At 72.9% G+C, this 24,061-nt stretch carries 18 protein-coding genes and 1 tRNA gene; 12 read left to right on the top strand and 7 right to left on the bottom strand.

Annotated elements, in window-relative coordinates:
* The first annotated feature begins 168 nt into the window (after positions 1-168).
* On the top strand, positions 169-990 hold the full coding sequence (locus ABZ840_RS36255; protein ID WP_361567859.1) for a DUF4190 domain-containing protein: 822 nt from the start codon (positions 169-171) through the stop codon (positions 988-990).
* A 159-nt stretch (positions 991-1,149) separates the two neighbouring features.
* Here ABZ840_RS36255 and ABZ840_RS36250 read toward each other — a convergent pair whose 3' ends face one another.
* A complete protein-coding gene (locus tag ABZ840_RS36250) occupies positions 1,150-1,968 on the bottom strand; it encodes an HNH endonuclease family protein (RefSeq protein ID WP_361567857.1) in 819 nt (272 codons plus the stop codon).
* A 3-nt stretch (positions 1,969-1,971) separates the two neighbouring features.
* Here ABZ840_RS36250 and ABZ840_RS36245 point away from each other — a divergent pair, with 3 nt between their 5' ends.
* Positions 1,972-2,142: a hypothetical protein gene (locus tag ABZ840_RS36245; protein WP_361567855.1), complete on the top strand. Its 171-nt coding sequence runs from the start codon at positions 1,972-1,974 to the stop codon at positions 2,140-2,142.
* 63 nt (positions 2,143-2,205) lie between these two features.
* Positions 2,206-3,672, top strand: a complete 1,467-nt coding sequence (locus ABZ840_RS36240) for a DUF2079 domain-containing protein (protein ID WP_361567852.1) — start codon at positions 2,206-2,208, stop codon at positions 3,670-3,672.
* 161 nt (positions 3,673-3,833) lie between these two features.
* Here ABZ840_RS36240 and mfd read toward each other — a convergent pair whose 3' ends face one another.
* Entirely contained in the window at positions 3,834-7,370 is a 3,537-nt protein-coding gene (gene mfd / locus ABZ840_RS36235) for a transcription-repair coupling factor (protein ID WP_361567850.1), read from the bottom strand.
* Between the two features lie 336 nt (positions 7,371-7,706).
* On the opposite strand from mfd, the gene ABZ840_RS36230 reads away from it, so the two are divergent.
* Positions 7,707-9,404: an MFS transporter gene (locus tag ABZ840_RS36230; RefSeq protein WP_361567848.1), complete on the top strand. Its 1,698-nt coding sequence runs from the start codon at positions 7,707-7,709 to the stop codon at positions 9,402-9,404.
* Positions 9,405-9,432: 28 nt separating this feature from the next.
* Here the strand turns inward: ABZ840_RS36230 and ABZ840_RS36225 are convergent, their stop codons facing one another.
* From ABZ840_RS36225 to ABZ840_RS36210, 4 genes are all read right to left on the bottom strand, one after another.
* Positions 9,433-10,698, bottom strand: a complete 1,266-nt coding sequence (locus ABZ840_RS36225) for a cellulose-binding protein (protein ID WP_361567846.1) — start codon at positions 10,696-10,698, stop codon at positions 9,433-9,435.
* Positions 10,699-10,872: 174 nt separating this feature from the next.
* A complete protein-coding gene (locus ABZ840_RS36220) occupies positions 10,873-11,808 on the bottom strand; it encodes an LCP family protein (RefSeq protein ID WP_361567906.1) in 936 nt (311 codons plus the stop codon).
* 209 nt (positions 11,809-12,017) lie between these two features.
* Entirely contained in the window at positions 12,018-14,861 is a 2,844-nt protein-coding gene (locus tag ABZ840_RS36215; RefSeq protein WP_361567844.1) for an SUKH-4 family immunity protein, read from the bottom strand.
* 6 nt (positions 14,862-14,867) lie between these two features.
* Positions 14,868-15,878, bottom strand: a complete 1,011-nt coding sequence (locus tag ABZ840_RS36210) for an SMI1/KNR4 family protein (protein ID WP_361567842.1) — start codon at positions 15,876-15,878, stop codon at positions 14,868-14,870.
* A 294-nt stretch (positions 15,879-16,172) separates the two neighbouring features.
* On the opposite strand from ABZ840_RS36210, the gene ABZ840_RS36205 reads away from it, so the two are divergent.
* Complete coding sequence (locus tag ABZ840_RS36205; RefSeq protein WP_361567839.1) at positions 16,173-16,736, top strand: YwqJ-related putative deaminase; 564 nt, start codon at positions 16,173-16,175, stop codon at positions 16,734-16,736.
* Between the two features lie 8 nt (positions 16,737-16,744).
* Positions 16,745-17,275, top strand: coding sequence for an SUKH-3 domain-containing protein (locus tag ABZ840_RS36200; RefSeq protein ID WP_361567836.1), 531 nt, complete (start codon positions 16,745-16,747; stop codon positions 17,273-17,275).
* 79 nt (positions 17,276-17,354) lie between these two features.
* Here ABZ840_RS36200 and ABZ840_RS36195 read toward each other — a convergent pair whose 3' ends face one another.
* Positions 17,355-18,806: a histidine kinase gene (locus ABZ840_RS36195; RefSeq protein WP_361567833.1), complete on the bottom strand. Its 1,452-nt coding sequence runs from the start codon at positions 18,804-18,806 to the stop codon at positions 17,355-17,357.
* Between the two features lie 253 nt (positions 18,807-19,059).
* Between ABZ840_RS36195 and ABZ840_RS36190 the strand changes: the two genes are divergently transcribed.
* From ABZ840_RS36190 to ABZ840_RS36165, 6 genes are all read left to right on the top strand, one after another.
* Positions 19,060-19,131, top strand: a tRNA-Gln gene (locus ABZ840_RS36190).
* A gap of 131 nt (positions 19,132-19,262) precedes the next feature.
* Complete coding sequence (gene glmU / locus ABZ840_RS36185) at positions 19,263-20,744, top strand: bifunctional UDP-N-acetylglucosamine diphosphorylase/glucosamine-1-phosphate N-acetyltransferase GlmU (protein WP_361567831.1); 1,482 nt, start codon at positions 19,263-19,265, stop codon at positions 20,742-20,744.
* Between the two features lie 106 nt (positions 20,745-20,850).
* Positions 20,851-21,825 (top strand): ribose-phosphate diphosphokinase, encoded by a 975-nt coding sequence (locus ABZ840_RS36180; protein WP_361567829.1) that lies wholly within the window; start codon positions 20,851-20,853, stop codon positions 21,823-21,825.
* A 239-nt stretch (positions 21,826-22,064) separates the two neighbouring features.
* Entirely contained in the window at positions 22,065-22,658 is a 594-nt protein-coding gene (locus tag ABZ840_RS36175) for a 50S ribosomal protein L25/general stress protein Ctc (protein WP_361567826.1), read from the top strand.
* Positions 22,659-22,775: 117 nt separating this feature from the next.
* Positions 22,776-23,369, top strand: coding sequence for an aminoacyl-tRNA hydrolase (gene pth, locus ABZ840_RS36170; RefSeq protein WP_361567823.1), 594 nt, complete (start codon positions 22,776-22,778; stop codon positions 23,367-23,369).
* Positions 23,370-23,450: 81 nt separating this feature from the next.
* Complete coding sequence (locus ABZ840_RS36165; protein WP_361567821.1) at positions 23,451-23,972, top strand: hypothetical protein; 522 nt, start codon at positions 23,451-23,453, stop codon at positions 23,970-23,972.
* Positions 23,973-24,061 lie beyond the last annotated feature (89 nt).

Genomic DNA, 24,061 nt, shown 5'->3' with positions numbered 1-24,061 from the left:
CTTTCCCGTGAATCGTGTTGACTCGGTTCACAGCCTCTGGTGTTATTGAGCCATCGCGGTACCTGCTCCACCTTTCTCGGCTTTCTCCGCTCTCTCCGTTTTTCTCCTCTTTCTCCTTCAGGTCGCTTCGCCAGAACCGATCGAGACTCCCGGAAGGGACCCACAGCCATGTCCCAGCAGATGCAGTTCCCGCCCGGTCCGCCGGCTCCGATGGGCGCCCCGGCGCCGCAGACCGCGCGCAACGGCCTGGGTGTCGCGGCCCTCGTGCTCGGCGTGATCGGCGTGCTGTCCGGCCTGATACCGCTGCTGTTCTGGCTCGCCGGCACGCTCGGTCTGCTGGCCCTGATCTTCGGCCTGGTCGGCCGCAGCCGCGTCAAGCGCGGTCAGGCCACCAATAAGGGGGTCGCGCTCGCCGGCCTGCTGCTGGGCATCGCCGCGATGGTGGCGGCGGTGATCGGCGCAGTGATCACCTTCACCGCGGTCAAGGGCGCGGTGGACGAGATCAACAAGTCGCTGGAGACGTCCACGGCGCAGCCGAAGACCGGCACGAAGGGTGAGGACGCCGCCGCCACCGAGGGCGGCGCGAGCGGCTCGGAGGGCGAGGCGCTGCACGCCGGTGACACCGCCGAGTACGACAGCGGGCTGAGCGTCACGGTCTCCAAGGCCACCTCGTACAGCCCCGACGACTTCGCCGTCGGCCACAAGGGCAGCAACAAGGCCTACAAGATCACCGTGCAGCTGGAGAACAAGGGCAAGGAGAAGTTCGACAGCACGCTGACCCTGGTCGAGGCGCGGGCCGGCGAGGACGGCAAGAACGCCGAGCAGATATTCGACGGCTCGGTCGGCAAGGGCTTCACCGGCAAGATCCTGCCGGGCAAGTCGGCCTCCGTGGAGTTCGCCTTCGACGCCCCGGCCTCCGCGAAGAACCTCGACGTCGAGGTGGCGCCGGGCCTGGAGCTGGACGCGGCCCAGTGGGAGCTGAAGCTGTAACCCCCGGAGCAGTTCCGCGACGGGGCCCGGCCACCACGGCCGGGCCCCGGTGCGTTCCCCCGCTTCATGCGGAAGCGGGGTGAGGCCCCTGCTGCGCAGGGACGCGGGACGAGGCCGCACGCCGGGCACCCGCCCGGCATGCGGCTGCGGCCGGGGACGCTACTTCGCGTGGAAGCGGGGTGGGGCCGCGGTGGGGTTGCCGCCGGTGGGGAGCTTCTCGGCCGGGCAGGTGCGGAGGACCTTGCCCATCGCGGCCTTCTCCGCCCGGGTGACCCACAGGCCGTACTTCTTCTTCACCGCGACCTGGTGGGCGATGTAGTCGCAGCGGTAGCTCTTGGCGGCCGGGAGCCAGGTGGCCGCGTCGCCGTCGCTCTTCTGCCGGTTGGCGGAGGCACCGACGGCGATGAGGTTCAGCGGATCGTTGGCCAGCGCGATCCGCTTGGCGGCCGGCCACTGCCCGGCGCCCTTCTGCCAGGCGTCCGACAGCGCCACCACATGGTCGATGTCGACCAGGCTGTCGCCGCGCCGGAAGAACACCCGCTGCCCCGTGTACGGATCCTTCGACAGCTCGCCCGAGGCCACCTTGCAGTGCCCGTCCTGGAAACGCACCCGCGTCAGGTCACGCTTGAGGATGTCCTCGCGCGTCGGGCAGCCGTTGCTGTCGGTGTCGGCCCAGGCGGTACCGAACCGCTCCCGCTCGTAGCCGGTCTTCGGGGCGCGGCCCTTGACCGTCAGCGAGCCGAGCCCCGACAGCGCGCTGCCCGGTTCGCCGGTCACCGAGGGAACGTCCGGGCTGCCCCGTCCGTCTCCCTGGGGAGAGCCGCCCGACGGGGTGCAGCCGGCCAGGGCGAGCGTCGCGGCCAGGGCGGCAGCGGGGAGCGCGGCGCGGCGCAGGGGAAGCGCGGACCGTATCAAGGGGGCATCCAATCTTCGGTTGAGGCAGGACGGGCGGCGGAGCGCGGCGGCGCGTGCCGTCACCGGGTGACCGTACGACGGCCACCCCGCACGACGGGCCGTCCGACGCAGGACGAACCGTCCGACGTGCAGCACGGGCCGTCCGACGTGCAGGACGAGCCGTCCGACGTGCAGGGCGAACCGTCCGACGTGCAGGACGAACCGCCCGACGTGCAGCACGGGCCGTCCGACGTGTAGGACGAGCCGTCCGATTCGAAGGTTTCGAGTACCTTTTCGGAAGTCGACAGAGTAAGGATCCGCATGGAAACGGCCGCAGCCACCGCGGCGGGCGACGCCGGCACCCGGACCCCGGCCGCGGCCGAAGACCGCCCCGGGCGCGGACCGGGCCGCCTTCGCGGCGCGGCCGCCGCGCTCCGCGCCCCGCGCCTGGACCCGTACTGGACGGCCGTCGTCCTCTTCGCCCTGTTCACCACGCTGTCCGTGCAGCGCTACCGCACCCTGGGCACGATCTCCTGGGACCTCGGGATATTCGAGCAGGTCATACGGTCCTACGCGCATCTCCGGGCGCCGGTCGCGGATCTCAAGGGGCCGGGCGCGAACATCCTCGGGGACCACTTCAGCCCGGTCCTCGCCCTGCTCGCCCCGCTCTACCGGCTGCTCCCCTCCCCCATCACGCTGCTCACGGCGCAGGCCGCGCTCTTCGCGCTGTCCGCCGTCCCCGTCACCCGGTGCGCGGCCCGGCTGCTCGGCCGCCGCGCCGGGCTCGCGATCGGTGCGGCGTACGGACTGTCCTGGGGACTGCAGCGCGCCGTCGACTTCGACTTCCACGAGATCGCGTTCGCGCTGCCGCTGATCGCCTTCGCGCTGGAAGCGGTGGTGCGCGGGCGGTGGACCGCGGCGGCCTGCTGGGCGGCACCGCTGGTCCTGGTCAAGGAGGACCTGGGGGTGACCGCGGCGGCCATCGGCGTGATCATCGTGATCCGGGCGCGGCGGGCGGTGCCCGCGGGCATCGCGCTGGCCGTCTTCGGGCTCGCCGCCACCGCCCTCACCCTCGGCGTGATCATCCCCGCGTTCAACGGCGCCGGCTCGTACGACTACTGGACCAAGCTCAGCGGCGACGGCGGCCCGGCCCCCGTCATCCCCCTGGACACGGCCGTCCGCACGCTGCTGTGGACCCTGCTGCCCACGACGGGCCTGCTGGCGCTGCGTTCACCGCTGCTGCTCGCCGCCGTCCCGACGATCGGCTGGCGGTTCGTCTCGCACGACGACCACTACTGGGGCACCGACTGGCACTACAGCGCCGTCCTGATGCCGGTGGTCTTCCTGGCGCTGATCGACGCGCTGCCCCGGTTCCGTACGAGCGGCCGTCCCTGGCTGCGTGGTTACGCCGCGCACCTGCCGGCCGCGGCGGCGGCCGCCGCGCTCGCGCTGACCACGTCGCTGCCGCTGGCCCGGCTCACCGAAGCGGCCACGTACCGCGTACCGGCCTCCGTCGCCCAGGCCGAGGCGCTGCTCGCCCGCGTCCCCGACGGCGCGACCGTCGAGGCCGACGTCCGGCCCATCAGCCGCCTCACCGGGCGTACGACGGTGTACTGGATAGGTGACACCCGCGGCATAGCCCCGGACTACGTCGCGGTCCAGCTCCGCGACGGGCGGACCACGCCGCAGGCCGTCACGGAGGCCGCCGACCGCCACCCGGGCACGGTCTACGTACCGGACGGCGAGGCGGGCGGCCTGACCCTCCTCAAACGGGCCGGCAAGGACTGACGGGCGGCGGGACCGCGGCCCCGCCACGCGCCGCCGGCCCCGCCACGACCCAAGGCCGGCGTCAGGATCTCCCCGGTCCTCGTCACGCCCCCAGGACCGACCAGCAACTCCCGGCCCTCGTCACGACCCCAGGGCCGACGTCAGCAACTCCCCGCTCCTCGTCACGACCCCAGGATCGACGTCAGGAACTCCCCGACCCACGACAGCAGTTCGCGGCCGACGACGGGCTTGCCGCCGATCTTGCCGGTGGTCGGGCGGGGCACCAGGACCTGGTGGGTGGCGGGCTTGATGACCGTACGCGGGTACAGCCGCTTCAGCCGCAGCTCCTGGGACTCGCGCAGCTCGACCGGGCCGAAGCGAACGTTGGAGCCCTGGAGGGTGATGTCGGTGACGCCGCAGGCCCGGGCGAGCATCCGCAGGCCCGCGACGAGCAGGAGGTTCTCGACCGGCTCGGGCAGCTTGCCGTAACGGTCGGTCAGCTCCTCGCGGACGGCCTTGATGTCCTCCTCGGTGCCGGCGGAGGCGATCGCGCGGTACGCCTGGAGGCGCAGCCGCTCGCCGGGCGCGTAGTCGTGCGGGACGTGCGCGTCGACCGGCAGCTCGATCTTGACCTCCAGCGGCGGCTCCTCCTCCACGCCGCCCTCCAGGGAGGCGCGGTAGTCCGCGACGGCCTCGCCGACCATGCGGACGTACAGGTCGAAGCCGACGCCCGCGATGTGGCCCGACTGCTCGCCGCCGAGGAGGTTGCCCGCGCCGCGGATCTCCAGGTCCTTCATGGCGACGTACATGCCGGCGCCCATCTCGGTGTGCTGGGCGATGGTCGCCAGGCGTTCGTGCGCGGTCTCGGTGAGCGGCTTCTCCGGCGGGTAGAGGAAGTAGGCGTAGCCGCGCTCGCGGCCACGGCCGACCCGGCCGCGCAGCTGATGGAGCTGGGAGAGGCCGAAGTTGTCGCCGCGTTCGACGATCAGGGTGTTGGCGTTGGAGATGTCGATGCCGGACTCGACGATGGTCGTGGCGACCAGCACGTCGGACTTCTTCTCCCAGAAGTCGACCACGACCTGTTCGAGGGCGGATTCCGACATCTGGCCGTGGGCCGTGGCGATGCGCGCCTCGGGGACGATCTCGCGCAGCCGGGCGGCCGCGCGGTCGATGGACTCCACACGGTTGTGGATGTAGAAGACCTGGCCCTCGCGGAGCAGTTCGCGGCGGATGGCGGCGCCGATCTGCTTCTCCTCGTACGGCCCGACGAAGGTGAGGACGGGGTGCCGCTCCTCGGGCGGGGTGGTGATGGTGGACATCTCGCGGATGCCCGTCACCGCCATTTCGAGCGTACGGGGGATGGGGGTCGCGGACATGGTCAGCACGTCGACGTTGGCGCGGAGCTTCTTCAGCTGCTCCTTGTGCTCGACGCCGAAGCGCTGCTCCTCGTCGACGATGACCAGGCCCAGGTCCTTGAACTTGGTCTCGGAGGAGAACAGGCGGTGGGTGCCGATGACGATGTCGACGGAGCCGTCCTTGAGCCCTTCGAGGGTGGCCTTGGACTCGGTCTCGGTCTGGAAGCGGGAGAGCGCGCGGACGTTCACGGGGAACTGGCCGTAGCGCTCGGTGAAGGTGCCGAAGTGCTGCTGCACGAGCAGCGTGGTCGGCACGAGCACGGCGACCTGCTTGCCGTCCTGGACCGCCTTGAAGGCCGCGCGGACCGCGATCTCGGTCTTGCCGTAGCCGACGTCGCCGCAGATCAGCCGGTCCATCGGGACCGTCTTCTCCATGTCCTCCTTGACCTCGGCGATGGTGGTGAGCTGGTCGGGCGTCTCCGCGTAGGGGAACGCGTCCTCCAGCTCGCGCTGCCAGGGGGTGTCCGAGCCGAAGGCGTGGCCGGGCGCCGCCATCCGCGCCGAGTAGAGCTTGATCAGGTCGGCGGCGATTTCCTTGACGGCCTTCTTCGCGCGCGCCTTGGTCTTGGTCCAGTCGGCGCCGCCGAGCCGGTGCAGCGTCGGGGCCTCGCCGCCGACGTACTTGGTGACCTGCTCCAGCTGGTCGGTGGGGATGTAGAGGCGGTCGCCGGGCTGGCCGCGCTTGGCGGGCGCGTACTCCACGAGGAGGTACTCGCGGGTGGCGCCCTGGACCGTGCGCTGGATCATCTCGATGTACCGGCCCACGCCGTGCTGTTCGTGGACGATGTAGTCGCCCGCTTCGAGGGTGAGCGGGTCGATGGTCTTGCGGCGCCGGGCCGGCATCCGCGTGGCGTCCTTGCCGGCCGCCTTCTGGCCCGAGAGGTCGGTCTCGGTGAGCACCGCGAGCTTCAGCTGCGGATCGACGAAGCCGTTGTCGATCGAACCGCAGGAGACGTGCACGACGGACGGGGAGATCTCCGCCAGTTCCGGGTCCAGGCGGGCGGCGATGCCCTCGCCGCCGAGCACCTCGACCGTACGGGCCGCGGGGCCGTGGCCCTCGGTGAGGTAGACCGTGCGCCAGCCGTCGGCCAGCCACTGCTTGGTGTCGGCCAGCGCGCGCTGGGTGTCGCCTCTGTACGTCTCGGGGGCGTGCATGCCGAGCTTGAGGGTGTCGCCGTCGTCGGCGCCCGCCTCGTCGGCGGCGAACTGGGAGACCGACCACCACATCATGCCCAGCTCACGGGCGCGGTCGCGGACGTCGGCGATGCCCCACAGGGAGGCCGCGTCCACGTCGATCGGCGCCTCTCCCCCGCCGGCCGTCGCGGCCCAGGAGGCCTGGAGGAACTCCTGGCTGGTGGCGACCAGGTCGGCGGCGCGCGTACGGACCCGCTCGGGGTCGCAGACCACGGTCATGGCGCCGGCCGGGAGGACGTCGAGCAGCAGCTCCATGTCGTCCACGAGGACCGGGGCGAGGGACTCCATGCCCTCGACCGCGATGCCCTCGGCGATCTTTCCGAGCAGTTCGCCCAGCTCGGGGTGGTCCTCGGCGAGGGCCGCCGCGCGCTCCCGTACGGAGTCGGTGAGCAGCAGCTCGCGGCAGGGCGGTGCCCACAGACCGTGCTCGGCGATCTCCAGGGAGCGCTGGTCGGCGACCTTGAAGTAACGGATCTCCTCGACGTCGTCGCCCCAGAACTCGACCCGCAGGGGGTGTTCCTCGGTGGGCGGGAAGACGTCCAGGATGCCGCCGCGGACCGCGAACTCGCCGCGCTTCTCGACCAGTTCGACGCGGGCGTACGCGGCGGCCGCGAGCCCGTCGACGACCTCGCCGAGGTCGGCGGTCTGCCCGGTGCGCAGCGCGACGGGCTCCAGCTCGCCGAGCCCCTTGACCTGCGGCTGCAGTACGGAACGGACGGGCGCGACGACGACGGAGACGGGGCCGGCGGCCGGGTCGTCCTCGCTCGGGTGGGTCAGGCGGCGCAGCACGGCGAGGCGGCGGCCGACGGTGTCCGAGCGGGGCGAGAGACGTTCGTGCGGCAGGGTCTCCCAGGACGGGTACTCCACGACGCCGTCCGCGGGCAGCACAGAGCGCAGCGCGGCCGCCAGGTCCTCGGCCTCCCGGCCGGTCGCGGTGACCGCGAGCACCGGGCGCCGCGCATCGCGGGCCAGCGCGGCGACGGCGAACGGGCGGGCGGCCGGCGGGCCGACCAGGTCCACATGGCGGCGGTGCCCGTCGACGGCGGCCTCGACCGCTTCGGCCAGCGCCGGGTCCCGTACGACGGCGTCGAGCAGTCCTGTCAGGCTCATGAAAAGGCTTCCGTCCCAGGGAGTCGGACAACGCGAACGACCGGCCGCTTCCTACCGCGGGCTGGGCGCGACGCACGGGGCGTACGTGACGCCGGCAGCCGGTGCGCGGTGAGCGGGCCGGGGTTTCCCAGGGTACGCCCGCCCGCCGACAGCCACCGGTCGTACCGGCCGCCGGCACCCGTCCGCCCCGGCCCGCCCCTTTCCGCCGTCGCCCGCTCCGGTGCGCGGGCCGTCTCGTCGCATGCGCGGGCCGTCTCGTTGCACGAGAAGCACCGTTCCGCAATCCGGGCCCGCGTGGAATGGTGTCCCGTACACGGATACGGCGGAGGGGGCACGGTGGGCGGGACCGGTGGAGGCGGCACGGCGAGCGGGGCCGGCGGACGTACGGACCCGGAGCGGACCGCGGCGGCAGCACCGGAGACGGCGGGGACGGCCGAATCGGCAACGAAGGCGGCCCGCAGGCCCGGGGGCGCGACCACCCGCCGCGGTCCCGTCGTCGCGGCCCTCATGCTCGGCATGGCGCTGGCCGCGCTGGACTCCACGATCATCGCCACCGCCGTCCCGCAGATCGTCGGCGACCTCGGCGGCTTCTCGGTCTTCTCCTGGCTCTTCTCCGGCTACCTGCTGGCCGTCACCGTCACCCTGCCCGTCTACGGCAAGCTCTCGGACACCTTCGGCCGCAAGCCCGTCCTCGTCACCGGCATCGTGATCTTCCTCGCCGGATCGCTGCTGTGCGCGGGTGCCTGGAACATGGCCTCCCTGATCGCCTTCCGCGTCCTGCAGGGCCTCGGTGGCGGCGCGCTGCAGGGCACCGTGCAGACCATCGCCGCCGACCTGTACCCCATGAAGGAGCGGCCGCGCATACAGGCGAAGCTCTCCACCGTCTGGGCCACCTCCTCCGTGGCCGGGCCCGCGCTCGGCGGCCTCCTCGCGGCGTACGCGGACTGGCGCTGGATCTTCCTCGTCAACCTGCCGGTCGGCGCGCTCGCCCTCTGGCTCGTCCTGCGCCACTTCTTCGAGGACCCCGCGCGCCGTACGCGGACGACCCGCCCGGTCATCGACTGGCCCGGCGCGCTGGCCATCTTCGCCTGCGGCGGGCTGCTGCTGACCGCGCTCGTCCAGGGCGGCGTCGCCTGGCCCTGGTTCTCCACGCCCTCGCTGCTCCTGCTGGGCGGCAGCGCCCTGTGCGCGGCCGCCACCGTGCTCATCGAACGCCGCGCCGCCGAGCCGATCATCCCCGGCTGGGTCTGGCGCCGCCGCACCATCTCCACCGTCAACCTCGCGCTCGGCGCTCTCGGCCTGCTGATGGTCGCCCCGACCGTCTTCCTGCCCACCTACGCGCAGGCGGTACTGGGCCTCGGCCCGATCGCGGCCGGCTTCGTGCTGTCCACCATGACCATGAGCTGGCCGATAGCCGCCGCGCTCAGCAGCCACGTCTACAACCGCCTCGGCATCCGCACCTGCGCGCTCATCGGCATGGCCGCGAGCACGCTCGTCCTGCTGGCCTTCCCGCAGCTGCCCTACCCGGGCGCGGCCTGGCAGCCTGCGCTGCTGTCGCTCGCGCTGGGCGCCACCCTCGGCCTCTTCCAGCTGCCGCTGATCATCGGCGTGCAGTCCTCCGTCGGGTACGCCGAACGGGGCACGGCCACCGCCTCGATCCTCTTCTGCCGCCAGGTCGGCCAGTCCGTCGGGGCCGCGCTCTTCGGGGCCGTCGCCAACGCCACCCTCGCCGGGCGGCTCGCGGACGCGCCCGCCGACCTCCGCGCCGGGCTGCCGGACGGCCTGGACGCGGTGTCCCGCGCCCTGGAACACGCCGGCGCGCTCACCGACCGCGCCGCCGACTACCTGCGCCGCGCCGTGGACGTCACCGTCGAGCACGTCTACTACGGCGCGGCGGTCGCCGGACTCCTGGCGCTGGTCGCGCTGCTCTTCGCACCGCGCCGCTTCCCCGTGCACGCGGACGCACGGGACGGAGACGTGCGCGACACGGACGTACGGGACGGTGCGGAGGCCGCGCCCGCCAAGAAGAGCTGACGGACCGCCGGCTCCGGGGGCAGCGGCCTCAGCCCTCCGTGCGCGGCAGCTCGGTTTCGAGCGTGTCCTCCTCGTCCGGGTCCACGCCACGCTTGGCGGGCGCCTCCTCGGGGGCGGAGACGGCGGCCGCCTCGGGGGCGGCCTCCGCGCTGCCCTCGTACGCGGGCGCCTCTTCGTACACGGGGGCCTCGTACGCGGGGGCCTCCTCGTACGACTCGTGCGCGGGCCCCTCTTCGTACGACGCCGCGCCGTACGAGGTCTCCGCGCCGTGAGCGGCCTCCGCGTCGTACGCGGCCTCCGCACCGTACGAAGCTTCTCGCGCCGCCTCTTGGCCGGCGTCCTCGGCCGTGTCGTGCTGCGCGGCCGGGGTCTCTTCGGTGTGCTCGCGCACGGCCTCGGGGCTGTCCGCCGTCACGTCGTACACATGGCCGGAATCCTGTGCGTCCGCCGTGCCGCCGGCGTCCGGCTCCGGCTCGGCCGCGTCCGGATCCTTGCCCATGAGGGTGGCCAGGCTGCTGCGTACGTGGGCCATGTGGGAGCGGAGCTCCTCACGGCGTTCCTCGTGCTCGCGCAGCGTCCGCTCCGTGGCGCGTTCGACGCGGGCGGCCTCGGCCTCGGCCCGCGCGATCAGATCGGCGCTGCGGGCCGCGGCCTCCTCGTCGATCTCGCGCGCGGTCTCCTCCATCTTGGCGTAGTAGCGCTGCACCTCCACGATGCGCGACTCGCCGCGCTCCTCCAGGACGGCGACCCGCTGATCCATGGCCGCGTCCTGCTCGGCCAGCTGCTGCTCGGCCGCCGCCCACTTGTCGGCCAGGCTCTTCTCCTGGTCCTCCAGCACCTCGGCGGTGCGCCGGCGCATCTCGCGCAGCGCCTCCTGGGCCTCCTGGCGCACCTCCTCGGCCTCGTCGGTGGCCGCCGCGACCGCCGCAGCGGCCTCGGCCTCGGCCGCCTCCACGGCGCGCACCGCGGCGTCCTCGGTGTCCCGGTGCAGTTCGAGCGCGTAGGTGTCGGCGGCGTCGCCCTGCTCCCGCGCGTACTCCGCCGCCTCGTCCCGCAGCCGCTCGGCGGTCGACGCCGCCTCGGTGCGCAGCCGCTCCGCCTCGGACTCCGTCGTGGTCAGGATCAGCCGCGCCTGCTCACTCAGGGATTCGTAGGTCTGGGGCGGCATCTGGGCGAGGTACTCGCGCAGCCGCTCCAGCTCCGCGGTCATCTCGTTGGCCAGCACGGTGAGGCGGGCCGCCCGCTCCCAGCAGGAGTCGCGGTCCACCGAGAGCCCTTCGACCCTGCGGTCCACGTCCTCCGGACGGTAGCCACGCCCTCGTACGACCTCGAACCCGTGAGGCGACACCGATGCACTCATCCCTCAAAGCCCCTCTCCGACAGTGACGTGGTCCGGCGCACATCTTTGTTGATCCGTCCGAAGCACCCATAACGCGACACTCCGCACCTATCCCTGCCCAAGGATGCGTCACTTTTCGGCAGAAGTCGGAATCGGCTCGTCGGCGCGCACGGCACGGAAGAGCCGCCGGGCCCTCTCCTCGTCCCACACGAGCACGTCCCCCGCGCCCGCGATCTGCTCGCCGGGGCCGGTCACCGGCACCGTCACGGCCTTCCCCGAGCCGTCCGCCACCTGTTTCATCGACAGTCCCATCTGCGTCAGGTCCACCACGCCCGTACGGTCGTCCACCCGCAGCGCCGCCAGTGCCGCGTCGAGCGCCGGCACCACCCGGAAGGGGTTCAGCAGCACTCCGGGGCCGAGCATCCGCGCCGACACCGCGCTGATCAGTGCCCGCTGCCGCTGCACGCGTCCCAGATCGCCCCGTGGATCGCTGTAACGGGCCCGTACGTACGCCAGCGCCTGCACGCCGTTCATGTGCGAGCAGCCCGCCGGGAAGTCCGCGCCCGACTTCTCGTCCTTCAACGGCGCGTCGAGGCACAGCCGGACCCCGCCGAGCGCGTCCACGACCCGGACCAGGCCGAGGAAGTCGACCTCGGCGTAGTGGTCGACGCGCAGGCCCGTGGCCTGTTCGACGGTGCGCGAGAGCAGCTTCGCGCCGCCGATCCCGTACGCCGCGTTGATCTTGTTCTTGCCGTGCCCGGGGACCGTGACATAGCTGTCCCGCGGCAGGCTCACCAGATACGGCCCGCTGTCCCCGTAGTGCAGCAGCATCACCGTATCGGTGTTGCGCCCCGCGTCATGGCCCACGTGCAGCTCCTGCTGCTGCCGGGGGGACAGATCGCGCCGAGTGTCGGAACCGACCAGCAGCCAGTTCGTGCCCTTGCCGGAGGACGGCCGCCCCGAGTAGCCGCTCACTGCGTCCATCTGGCGCAGCTGTCCGCCCGCCCAGAAGAACAGCGCGACCGCCAGCGCGAGGGCCAGCAGCACGAGCACCGTCACCAGCAGCGCGATCCGCCGCGGCCAGGACCGCTCACGGCGGCGCCGCGCACGCCCGCCGCGGTACAGCGTCGACGAGCTCGGCTGCGGCAGCGACGGAGGGGCCATACCGGCATGATCGTGGCGCCCGACCCGCCTCGCAGGTCGAGCGCCACGTATGACACGTCGTCACCGCCGTACGGGGGACACTCCCCCGCGGCGGGACCGGGCCGTACCGCCTACAGCAGGCCGTCCCACATCTGCTCCAGCAGGACCGACCACCAGGTCTCGGGCGAGCCGAGCGCCGCCGGGTCCAGCGCCGCCAGCTGCACCTGGAAGTCCGTGGTCCAGCGGCCCGCCTGCTCCGGGTTCAGCCCGTACCGCAGCCGCCACATCCGGCCCAGCATCGCCAGACAGCGCACGAACTCGGGCAGCCCGGTGTTCACGAACTGCGGCGTCGCCGCCTGCCCGCCGGGGCCGGCCTCCAGCGGCACCGCCACGATGTGCGCCGTGCCGTACTGGACGCACAGCTGACGGCCGAAGTCCGTGCCCATCACCAGGTACGAGCCCGCATCCGGAGCCGGCTGCACGCCGCGCTCCTGGGCCAGCTCGGCCAGCGTCGGCACCGGCCGGCCCGGCTGCGCCTGCCCCCAGAAGAACGGGCCGAAATCGACCGGCACACCGGCCCACACCAGGGTCTGCGCCACGACGTCGGGCACGCCCTGCCGGGAGACCGCCCGCTGGTCGAAGCGGAACACCCCCTGCGGCCCGAACGCCTGCTCGAGCTCCTGGCCGATCACCTGCGGCGGTGCCGGCGGCACGGGCTGGATCTGCGACGGGTGCGGCAGCGGCACCCGCACCGGAGCCGGCCGGGCCGGGCCGTCCGCCACCTGGTGCAGCTCGCCCTGGTGCTCGACCAGATGCCGTACGCCCTGCTGCCGCGAGGCGTGGTCGTGGCCGTACGCGGCGGTGTGGCTGATCCGCACCTGCGGCCAGGTCTCGCGGATCATCCGGGCGCAGTAACCGCCCGGCAGGTCGCAGGACTCCAGCTCGGTGTGGAGCTCCAGCACCTGCTGCGGCGGCACGTTCAGGCCGCGCAGCTCGTGCAGGATCTGCCACTCCGGATGCGGCGTACCGGGCGCCGAACGCCGGATGATCTGCTGCTCGGAGCCGTCGGGCGCGCGGTACCGCAGCACGGCCATGTAGCCGGGGCCGACGGTCGGCTGACCGGTCGGCGCCTGCGGATAGCCGTACGCGCCCGGCCCGGCGGGCGCACCGGGGTGCTGTCCCACGGGCGGCGCGGGCGGCGGCGCACCGGGCCCTGCGGGCGGCGCACCGGGGCCGGGCGGGGGCGTACCGGGGCTCGCCAGCATCGTGGCCGCCGCGTGCACGCCCCCACCGGGCGCGCCGGGAGCGGCCGGAACGGCCGGCGGCGGCGTGTGGGGAGCCGGGGGCGGCGGCGGAGGCGTACCGGGACCCGCCGCGCCGGGCGTACCGGGCGGCGAGGGAGGCGGCGGCGTGCCGCCACCGGCCCGGCCGGCCGCGGGGTTGCCGCCCAGTGACGCGCCGTCGGCCAGCATCGTGGCGGCCGCGTGCACGCCCCCACCCGGAGCGCCGGGGGCAGCAGGCACAGCGGGGGCGCCGGGCCCTGCGGGGGCACCGGGCGCGCCCGGAGGCGGCGTCTGCGCGCCGTCCGCCGTGTCCGGGGGGCCGGCGGGCCCCGCCGCATTCGGGTCCAGCTGGGACACCAGCTGCGTCGGCACGTACCCGCCCGCCGGGCCGGCGGGCGGCGCCGACGGCGTACCGGGGTCGTGCGGGGTGATCTCGGCCTTGTCGGTCGCCTCGTCCGCGATCTCGGCGGGCGACGGCCGGCCGGCCCCGGGGACACCGGGAGGCGGCGGCGTACCGGGCGCAGCGGACTGCGGCATACCGGGAGCCGCAGGTGACGGCACATCAGGGGCTGCGGTCGGCGGCGCACCGGGCGCGGCGGGGTGCTGCGTCCCAGGAGCAGCGGGCGGCGGCATATCGGGGGCGGCGGGCGGCGGCGCACTCGGGCCCGGCGCCGGGGCCGCCCCGGGGGGCGGCGGCAGGTGCGTCACGGGCGGGCCGGACGGCGGCGGCAGCTCCGAGAGCACCGGGCCGGCTCCGGGAGCCGCGGCGTGCGGGTCCTCGATGGCGGGCGCGACCGCGGTGCGCGGCAGGTTGCTGCCGCCCGGCAGCAGTTCGGTCTTGGCGTCCGGGCGCACCGAGGGCCGGTCCGACTCCGCGGCCGCGCCCTCCTCCATGTCCAGCTGCGGCGCGAACACCGTCGCGGGCAGCCCCACCGACCGGTCGTCGGCCTCGTCGTCCGCGGTGATGTCCGTGCCCTCCCAGGAAGGCGCGGCAGGCGCGCCGGAAGCCGGCGCGACGGACTCCTCCGGGCCCCGCTCCGCCGCCGTCACCGGCTGCGGCTCCGGCGCGACAGGCGGCGCGGGAGGCGCCGGAGGCGCGACAGGCGCGGCCGGCGGCTGAGCGGGCGGCGGCACGGCAGCGGCAGCCGGCGGCTCGGCATGCGGCGTCACAGCCGACGACGCCTCAGCGGCAGCCGGCTCAGCCGAAGGCTCAGCAGCAGGCGACTCAGCAGCCGACGGCTCAGCAACCGGCTCGGCGGCAGGCTGGGCCGCCGACGGCTGTGTCCCCGCCGGCTCCGCGCCCGACCGCCGGTCCGGGATGCCGATCGCGTCCGCCGCCTCCTGGAGCCACTCCGGCGGCGTCAGCAGGAACGACGTCTGCTCCAGATCGATGCGCTGCGGCGGCACCTCGGGCGCCGGCGCGGCGTCCGGCACCGCGCCGTACTCCTCCTCGTACCGGCGGATCACCTCACCCACCGGCAGCCCCGGCCACAGCGTCGTCTCACCGCTGTCCCGGGCGATCACCAGCCGCTGCCGGCCGCCGTCCCCGACCGGGCCGCCCTCGCGGTCCTCCGCCCAGGCCACGAAGCCCAGGTCGAACTCCCGTACCCGCACCTCACGCTGCTGGTACGCCGGCACCTCGCCGTTGACCCAGCGCTCCGCGCGCTCCTGCGCCTGCGCGAACGTCACCATCGCGCCTCACCCCTCCACCGGAACGGCGTGCGCGAAGCCGCCGTCCACCATCAGGTTCGCCACGGTCTCCAGCTCCGGCGGATTGCCCGCGAGGCGCTCCAGGAACTCGTCGAAGTCCGCGCCGCACGGCAACAGCAGCCGCTCCACCCGCTCCTGGACCGTCCAGCCGTCCCGGTCCCGCGCGTCGTCGTACGCGCAGAACCACACCGACCCGACCGCGTCCCCCTTCACCTTCACGGCGATCACGCCGCCCTGGACGAACCCGACGCCCAGATAGTCCTTCGTGAAGTGGTCCCGCAGGCACTTGTTCACGTAGACCAGATCGTTCACGGCCGCGTCGTCCCGCACCGTGAAGAACGGCTGGTCCACCAGCAGTCCCAGCTCCGGGTCGAGCGCGGCGCCCACGGGCGCGCACCCGCCCGCCGCCTTCAGGAACGCCCGGTACGCGCCCGGCAGGCGGTACCCCAGCGCCTCCTCGGCCTGCAGCACCGCGTCCTCGGTCACCGACACGTCGCGGTACGGCAGTCCGAAGTGCGCGGGCCGCGTCTCCTGAAGGGGCCGCGTGCCGCGCTTCTCGTGGTCCACCGCCGCCGTCGTCAGTCCGCCGTGGTGCCGCAGCAGCGCCTTCACCTCGACCGGCACCAGCTGGAGCCGCCGGGTGCCCGCCACGTGGTCCCAGGTCCAGCCGTGCGGCGTCGCCACCGACGGCACGTCCTCCCACAGCTCGTGGCCCTCGGCGTGCAGCGCGGCATTGGCCGACACGAAGTCCGTGAGCCGCAGCTCGTCGACCCCGAAACCGTCCGGCGGCTCGGCGATCTCCGCCGCAGCGCGCGCGTACGGCGAGAAGTCCGGGAACCCGTTCCCGTCCATCCGCACGCCCCTCGGGAAGCGCGCCGCCCGCACCGGGTCCGGGAAGTGCACGACCTGCCCGGCGTAGGCCGTGTTCGGTGGCGCGGCATGTCCCCCAGCCTGGCGGCTGGGCGGTACCCCCAGCCCACTGAATGGACCTGTCGTCATGGCGGATGCCCCCTGGCTGGAACTGGCTACTGCCGCACAGCCTAAGCGGTACGGCAACCCCCGCCCCCGCCCCCGGCCACCCGCGGCGACCGGCCGACGGGCGCCCGTCGGCCGGTCGCGGCAGGCCCGTACACCCGTACTGGCACACCCCCGACCGGCCGACTGTCACGGACCGGTGACAAGGACTGTCACCGACCAGTGACACCCGCACGGCAAGCCCGACTTCCGCAACACCCAGCGCGTTTGGCAGGCTGACCCCCGCAGACGGGGGGATGCAGGGAGGGAAAGCACCGCATGAGCACAACCGCACAGTCCACCGCACAGTCCAAAGAGCGGACCGCGGACGAGCACACCGCACCGACGCCGGCGCACCCCGCCGGCGATCCCAGGATCGGCTGGAGCAGCACCGCCGACCACGACGGACCGCCCATACTCCGGCACCGCCGCGACGGCATCCTCCCCACCGTCGCCGCCGCCCTGTCCGTCCGCGGCGAGACCCTCACCTGCACCGCGAGCAAGTCCGAACAGCCGCCCACGCTCCACCCGCTCGTCCAGGACTTCCTCGACACCCTCAGCACCGCTCAGCGCGAGCGCTTCACCGGCCGCTGTCCCGAAGCCGTCCTGCTCTCCCGGCACCTCACCGCCGTCGAGGCCAACCGCTCCAAACGGCAGTCCAAAAAGCCCCTCACCAACGGTGAGGCCCGCCGCTCCCTGAAGCACTCCAAGCTCACCGCCCGCCACATCCGCGAGGACGGCGACCCCCAGCACGGCCACTACGCGGCACCCTGCCGCTCCTGCGACGCGCTCCTCGCCTTCTTCGGCGTCATGCCCGTCGGCTTCGCCTCGGCAGGGAGCTGAACCGCACCATGACCCCCTCCACCCCCGCCACCACCGCGTACGACCGCGCCGCCGGCGACACCACGCGCTTCCCCGTCGCCGTCGACGCCGCCCTGCAGGAAGCCGGCTGGCAGCCCGGCCGCTGGGACATCAAGCAGGCCGAACGCTGGGCCGACGCCCTCCGCGAGCACACCTCGCCCGGCGGCCACCGGCACACCGTCTTCCCCGCCGCCGTCGAGGCCTGGGCCGAATTCGGCACCCTGCGCATCAGCGCGCCCGGCCCCGGCCGGCACATCGCGCCCACGCCCTTCGAGATCGACCCGCTGTACGGCATCCACCTCGCCCGCACGCTGGGCGACCTCGGCCGCGCGCTGGACACCCAGGTCGCCCCCCTCGGCCGCGAGGCCGACAGCCAGGCCACCCTCGCCATCGACGCACAGGGCCGGGTCTACAGCCTCGACCACACCGGCGACTGGTACCTCGGCCACGACCTCGACCAGGCCCTCGGCACCCTCGTCCTCGGCAGCCGCCCCACCCGCCTGACGGTCGCCACGGACTGACCCCGCGACACCTGGACCGGCCCCGGGAGAGGGGCCAACGCCACGCCGTACGGGCCGCCGCTGGGCGGCCCCGTTCTCGCTACGGCTGCGGCGCCTCGCCCGCCGGGAGCACCGCCGACACCCGGAAACCGCCCGCGTCCGTCGGGCCCGAGACGAACACCCCGCCCAGCCCGGTCACCCGCTCACGCATCCCCAGCAGGCCGTTGCCCCCGCTCGGCAGGCCGGCGTCCGCCGCGCCGCGCGCCGACGGACCGTTCTCCACCTGCACCGCGACCTCCCCCTCGCGGTGCGCCAGCCGCACCCGCACCGCCGCCCCCGGCGCGTGCTTGTGCACGTTCGTCAGCGCCTCCTGCACCACACGGAACGCGGTCTGCTCCACCCCCGGCCCGTACGCCCCCGGCTCCCCGTCCACCGACAGCTCCACCACCGTGCCCGCGGCGCGCGACTGGTCCACCAGCGCCGCCACCTCCGCCAGCGACGGCCCCTCCCCTTCGCTCTCCGCCGGCCCGGACGCCGCGCGGCCCGCCTCGGCGCGCGCCCGCACCGCACCCGGCGCACCGCCCGCGGCCGCCCCGCCGGCCCCGGCGTCCGCCGGTCCCGCGGGCTCCGGCGTCTGCGGCACCCGCGACACCTTGGACGCCACCGCCACCAGGCGCTCCGGCTCGTCCGACACCCGCGCCGACGCCGCCGCGCCCTCCCCCGTACGCAGCACCCCCAGCATTTCCCGCAGTTCCGTCAGCGCCTGCCGGCCCATGTCCCCCACCAGGCCCGCGTTCCGCGACGCCTTCTCGGGGTCCTTCAGCGCCACCGCCTGCAACGCCGCCGCGTGCACCACCATCAGGCTCACCCGGTGCGCCACCACGTCGTGCATCTCGCGCGCGATCCGCGTCCGCTCCTCGTTGCGCGCCCACTCCGCGCGCTCCTCGGCGCGCTCCGCGAGCAGCATCAGCTCCCGCTCCAGGCCGTCCGCGCGCTCCCGCAGGCTCTCCACCAGCCGGCGCCGCGCCCCCACGTACAGCCCCATCAGCACCGGCGGTGCCGTCAGGACCAGGCCCAGCGCCACCGACGACAGCGGCACGAACCACCACGGCGGGTCGAAGTCCTCCTGCGACGCCACGTCCTGCGCCATGTTGAGGCTCGTGATGATCAGCGTGCCGACGACGGACATTCCCGCCAGCAGCACCGTGAACCGCCGCGGCACGTCCGACGCCGCCAGCGTGTAGAGGCCCACGACCGTCAGCAGCCCGCCCAGCTCCGCCGGGGACACCGCGATCGAGACCAGTACGACGACAATCGGCCACTTGCGGCGCACCAGCAGCACCGGGCCGACCAGCAGTCCGAGCACGATTCCCGCCGCCATCGGCAGCCGGGACTCCTCGGCGAACTGCACCCCCTCGAAGACGCACTCCACCGTCGAGGCGACCGCCAGGAACACGTCCAGCACGGCGCCGCGGCGGCGTTCCCACCACCACGGCCCGCTGTGCGGCGCACCCCTGACGCCCCCGGCGTCCCTTACCCCCGTCGTGGTCATACCGCCCACCCTACGGGCGCCCGCCACCGTTTTCCGGCCACGGCCACCACCCTGCGACCCGTCCGTTACGGACCGATACCTGCGGCTTTCCCGCGCCCCCGGGAACGTGGACGCCGACTACCGCCGGCGTCCCGTGGTACGGGTGGGACAGGGCGCCGACCCATACCGTCGCGTGGAAGGCGGGTGGTACGGCATAGTGTTGGGTGCTGAACGGGATCAGCCGGAACGATGTCTGGTTTGATCTTGGTTGCTATCCCCTGTGGTGTAATTGGCAGCACTGGGGCTTTTGGTGCCCTATGTCCGGGTTCGAGTCCTGGCAGGGGAGCAGGGAACAACACTGCTCGGTTCGGGTCCCGACGGACACGTCGGGACCCGTCCGCGTTTCGGCTGCAATACGCACCGGTATCCTTCGGGTGTCCACCACCCGAAGTAGCCAAGAAGCCGAAGGGCATCCCCGTGAGCGCCAACCGCCCGGCCGCCGTCGTCGTTCTCGCAGCGGGTGAGGGCACCCGCATGAAGTCGGCGACCCCGAAGGTCCTGCACGCGATCTGCGGCCGCTCCCTCGTCGGCCACGTCGTCTCCGCCTCCCGTGAGCTCGACCCCGAGCACCTCGTCGTGGTCGTGGGCCACGCCCGCGAACAGGTCACCGCGCATCTCGCCGAGATCGACGCGGGCGTTCGCACGGCGGTGCAGCACGAGCAGAACGGCACCGGGCACGCCGTCCGGATGGGGCTGGAGGAGCTGACCTCCGGCGGTTCCGGCGAGGCCGGCGCACCGGGTGTGGAGCTGGACGGCACCGTGGTCGTCGTGTGCGGCGACACCCCGCTGCTCACCGGCGCGACCCTCAAGGCACTGTCCGAGACGCACGCCGCCGACGGCAACGCCGTCACGGTGCTGTCCGCGGAGGTGCCGGACGCGACCGGGTACGGACGGATCGTGCGGGACGAGGCCACCGGCGCGGTCACCGCGATCGTGGAGCACAAGGACGCCACCGACGCGCAGCGCGCGATCCGGGAGATCAACTCCGGCGTGTTCGCGTTCGACGCGCGGCTGCTGATCGACGCGCTGGGCAAGGTGCGGACGGACAACAGCCAGGGCGAGGAGTACCTCACCGACGTGCTGGGGATCGTTCGGGAGGCCGGGCACCGGGTGGGTGCGGCGGTCGCGGACGATCACCGGGAGATCCTGGGCATCAACAACCGCGTGCAGCTGGCGGAGGCGCGCCGGCTGCTGAACGACCGGCTGCTGGAAGCGGCGATGCTCAGCGGTGTGACGGTCGTGGACCCGGCGACGACGTGGCTGGACGCTGCGGTGACGTTCGAGCCGGACGCGGTGGTGCACCCCGGTACGCAGCTGCTGGGTGCGACGCATGTCGGCGCGTTCGCCGAGGTGGGCCCGCAGTCGCGGCTGTCGGACACGACGGTCGGCGAGGGCGCGGTGGTGTCGTTCACGGTGGCGGACGGGGTGAAGGTCGGCCCGGGGGCGAGCGTGGGCCCGTACGCGTATCTGCGGCCGGGTACGGAGCTGGGGCCGAAGGCGAAGGCCGGCACGTACGTCGAGATGAAGAACTCGAAGATCGGCGAGGGCACGAAGGTGCCGCATCTGTCCTATGTGGGGGATGCGACCATTGGTGAGTACACCAACATCGGTGCGGCGAGCGTCTTCGTGAACTACGACGGTGAGGCGAAGCACCACACGACAGTGGGATCTCACTGCAAGACGGGGTCGGACAACATGTTTGTGGCTCCTGTCACGATCGGGGACGGTGCGTACACCGCGGCGGGCTCCGTGATCACCAAGGATGTGCCCCCGGGTTCGCTGGCTGTCGCGCGTGGACAGCAGCGGAATATCGAGGGCTGGGTCGCTCGCAAGCGACCGGGAAGCGCCGCCGCGCAGGCCGCTTCGGCTGCTCGCCAGGAGAGCAAGGACGAGCAGTGACCGGGCAACGGGTGCGCCGTGCGGGGCGTACCGTGATAAGCGCACGCAACGTGGACGGCGCACCCCCCGCGCCCTCATGTTTGACAGCTTGGCAAGGAGATTTGCTGTGACCGGGATCAAGACGACCGGCGAGAAGAAGCTGATGCTCTTCTCCGGCCGCGCCCACCCCGAGCTGGCGGAGGAGGTTGCTCACCAGCTGGGTGTCGGCCTGGTCCCGACGAAGGCGTTCGACTTCGCGAACGGTGAGATCTACGTCCGCTACCAGGAGTCGGCGCGTGGCGCGGACTGCTTTTTGATTCAGAGCCACACGGCTCCGATCAACAAGTGGATCATGGAACAGCTGATCATGATCGATGCTCTGAAGCGCGCTTCCGCGCGGAGCATCACGGTGGTCATCCCGTCGTACGGTTACGCCCGTCAGGACAAGAAGCACCGCGGCCGCGAGCCCATCTCGGCCCGCCTGGTGGCGGATCTGCTGAAGACGGCGGGTGCGGACCGCATCGTCACGGTGGACCTGCACACCGACCAGATCCAGGGCTTCTTCGACGGCCCGGTGGACCACCTGTTCGCGCTGCCGGTGCTGGCGGACTACGTGGGCGCCAAGGTCGACCGGAACAAGCTGACGGTGGTCTCCCCCGACGCCGGCCGCGTGCGGGTGGCCGACCGCTGGTGCGACCGGCTGGACGCCCCGCTGGCGATCGTGCACAAGCGGCGCGACAAGGACGTGGCGAACCAGGTCACGGTCCACGAGGTCGTGGGTGACGTGAAGGACCGCGTGTGCGTCCTGGTCGACGACATGGTGGACACCGGCGGCACGATCTGCGCGGCCGCCGACGCCCTGTTCGCGAACGGCGCGGCCGACGTCATCGTCACGGCGACGCACGGCATCCTGTCCGGCCCGGCCGCCGACCGCCTGAAGAACTCCAAGGTGAGCGAGTTCGTGTTCACCAACACCCTGCCGACGCCGGGTGAGCTGGAGCTCGACAAGATCACGGTGCTGTCGATGGCGCCGACGATCGCGCGGGCGATCCAGGAGGTCTTCGAGGACGGCTCGGTGACCAGCCTCTTCGAGGAGCAGTGAGCTGATTTCCGGTTTAACCGGGGCTTCCACGCGGAGCTCCCGCAGATCACCCGCGCCGGAAGGCGCTAGAGATCAATTTCCTGGGCGGCCTCCCCGCCGGGTAGACTCATCGAGTTGCTCGGCGAGGGAGGCCGTACTCATACGTACGGGGCTCCGTTATCGACGCGCTCTTCGTAGCAGGTCTGTCGTGGGCCGGGTGACGGTCGTCAGATCCGAAAAAGTACTACGAGGAGTGCACCATGGCCGAGGTGAAGATTTCCGCCGAGCTGCGTACCGAGTTCGGCAAGGGCAGCGCCCGTCGTCTGCGTCGTGAGGACAAGGTTCCCGCCGTTATTTACGGTCACGGTTCCGAGCCGCGCCACGTGGCCCTGCCGCACCACGACACGCTGATGGCCCTGAAGAACTCGAACGTCCTGATCAGCCTGGACGTCGACGGCAAGCAGGAGCTGGTGATCCCCAAGGACGTGCAGCGTGCCACGCTCCGCATGGGCATCATCAACCACGTCGACCTGCTGCTGGTCCGCCGTGGCGAGAAGGTCAACGTCGAGCTGTCGATCCACACCGAGGGCGAGCTGGCCCCGGGCGGCAACCTGCTCGAGCACGTCCTGAACACCCTGCCGGTCCAGGCCGAGGCGACCCACATCCCCGAGTCGGTCACCGCCGACATCTCGGGTCTGGACGCCGGCCAGTCGGTCCTGGCGAAGGACATCAAGCTGCCCAAGGGCGTCTCCCTGGACGTCGAGGACGACGCCATCGTGCTGCAGGTCGTGGCCGCGCAGGCCGAGGCCCCCGCCGAGGGCGAGGGCGAGGCCGAGGAGGGCGCCGAGGCCTGAGCCTCGGACCGCCTCTGACGGCCGTCCGTTCCGACGGTCGCCGTCACCGGTTCTTCCGCCGCCGTCCCGTTCGTTGCGAGCGGGGCGGCGGTTTTTCTTACGTACAGGAGTGCAGCTGTGAGTGAGGGCACGGCGGGGCCGTGGCTGGTGGTGGGTCTGGGGAATCCGGGCCCCGAGTACGCCGGCAACCGGCACAACGTGGGATTCATGGTGGCCGATCTGCTGGCGGAGCGGATGGGTGGCCGGTTCAAGGCGCACAAGGCGCGGGCGCAGGTGGTCGAGGGCCGGATCGGTCCGCCGGGGCCGATGAGCCGCCGGGTCGTGGTGGCGAAGCCGTCGTCGTACATGAACCTGTCGGGCGGCCCGGTCACGGCGCTGCGGGACTTCTACAAGGTCCCGGTGGAGCAGATCGTGGCGATCCACGACGAGCTGGACATCGACTACGGGGCGCTGCGGCTGAAGCTGGGCGGCGGCGACAACGGGCACAACGGCCTGAAGTCGATGACGAAGTCGATGGGCGCGGAGTACCACCGCGTGCGGTTCGGCATCGGGCGGCCGCCGGGGCGGATGCAGGTCGCGGACTTCGTCCTGAAGGACTTCTCGTCGGCGGAGCGCAAGGAGCTGGACTACTTCGTGGACCGCGCGGCGGACGCGGTGGAAGCGCTGGTCACAGAGGGGTTGGAACGGGCGCAATCCGCCTACAACTCCTGAGCGGGACAGCTCGGGACGACGTCTGACGAACCGTTCTGATCGAGTTGACCGCGCGTACTCGCATGGCCAAGGATCACCGCCATGTCCAGGACAGGTACGACAGGGACCAAGAAGCGCAGCCGTACCCGGCGGGCGGGCGAGAGCGCCTTCGGGTTGCTGCTCGTGCTGAAGAACACGCTGATGGCGCTGCTCGCGCTGCTGCTGCTGGTGGCCGGCGCATGGACGTCGTGGAACACGGCGCAGTACGCGATGCTCGTGCAGGCCAAGGAGCGCGGCACGATGACGGTCGCGGGATGCGACGACGACCGCTGCTGGGGTCCCTACGTACCGACGGGCGGGGACGGGCAGCGCCGGGCGAAGGTCGTGCTCGCGGAGACGGCGGCACCGGAGAAGGGCCAGCGGGTCGAGGTCACGGTGGAGCCGGACACGGAGCGCGCGGTGCGTACGGGTCCCGGCGGAATCCTGTACGCGTGGGTGCCGCTGGGCGGCGCGCTGCTGCTGGCTTCCCTCGTAGTGGCGGGGGGCCTGCGTATGCGGCGGACGGCGTGGGGCATCGGTCTCGCCGGGGTTGCGCTGCTGGTGGCGGCGTTCTTCACGCTCTGAAAACGACGAGGCGGCCGGTCACGGAAACGCTCGGCCGTCCGCCAGAGGAGGACGGGAACGGGCCCGAGCTGGGTGCTCACCGCCCGGCC

It is taken from the genome of Streptomyces sp. NPDC047117 (genome assembly GCF_040643545.1).
In the GTDB taxonomy this organism is placed as follows: domain Bacteria; phylum Actinomycetota; class Actinomycetes; order Streptomycetales; family Streptomycetaceae; genus Streptomyces.
This window is presented reverse-complemented; position numbering and strand designations above follow the sequence as displayed.

Coding starts and splice junctions, on each gene's coding strand:
- ABZ840_RS36205 (WP_361567839.1), top strand. CDS start 16,173: ATGAGCACAACCGCACAGTCCACCGCACAGTCCAAAGAGCGGACCGCG.
- ABZ840_RS36210 (WP_361567842.1), bottom strand. CDS start 15,878: ATGACGACAGGTCCATTCAGTGGGCTGGGGGTACCGCCCAGCCGCCAG.
- ABZ840_RS36240 (WP_361567852.1), top strand. CDS start 2,206: ATGGAAACGGCCGCAGCCACCGCGGCGGGCGACGCCGGCACCCGGACC.
- ABZ840_RS36165 (WP_361567821.1), top strand. CDS start 23,451: ATGTCCAGGACAGGTACGACAGGGACCAAGAAGCGCAGCCGTACCCGG.
- ABZ840_RS36175 (WP_361567826.1), top strand. CDS start 22,065: ATGGCCGAGGTGAAGATTTCCGCCGAGCTGCGTACCGAGTTCGGCAAG.
- ABZ840_RS36195 (WP_361567833.1), bottom strand. CDS start 18,806: ATGACCACGACGGGGGTAAGGGACGCCGGGGGCGTCAGGGGTGCGCCG.
- ABZ840_RS36255 (WP_361567859.1), top strand. CDS start 169: ATGTCCCAGCAGATGCAGTTCCCGCCCGGTCCGCCGGCTCCGATGGGC.
- mfd (WP_361567850.1), bottom strand. CDS start 7,370: ATGAGCCTGACAGGACTGCTCGACGCCGTCGTACGGGACCCGGCGCTG.
- ABZ840_RS36200 (WP_361567836.1), top strand. CDS start 16,745: ATGACCCCCTCCACCCCCGCCACCACCGCGTACGACCGCGCCGCCGGC.
- ABZ840_RS36215 (WP_361567844.1), bottom strand. CDS start 14,861: ATGGTGACGTTCGCGCAGGCGCAGGAGCGCGCGGAGCGCTGGGTCAAC.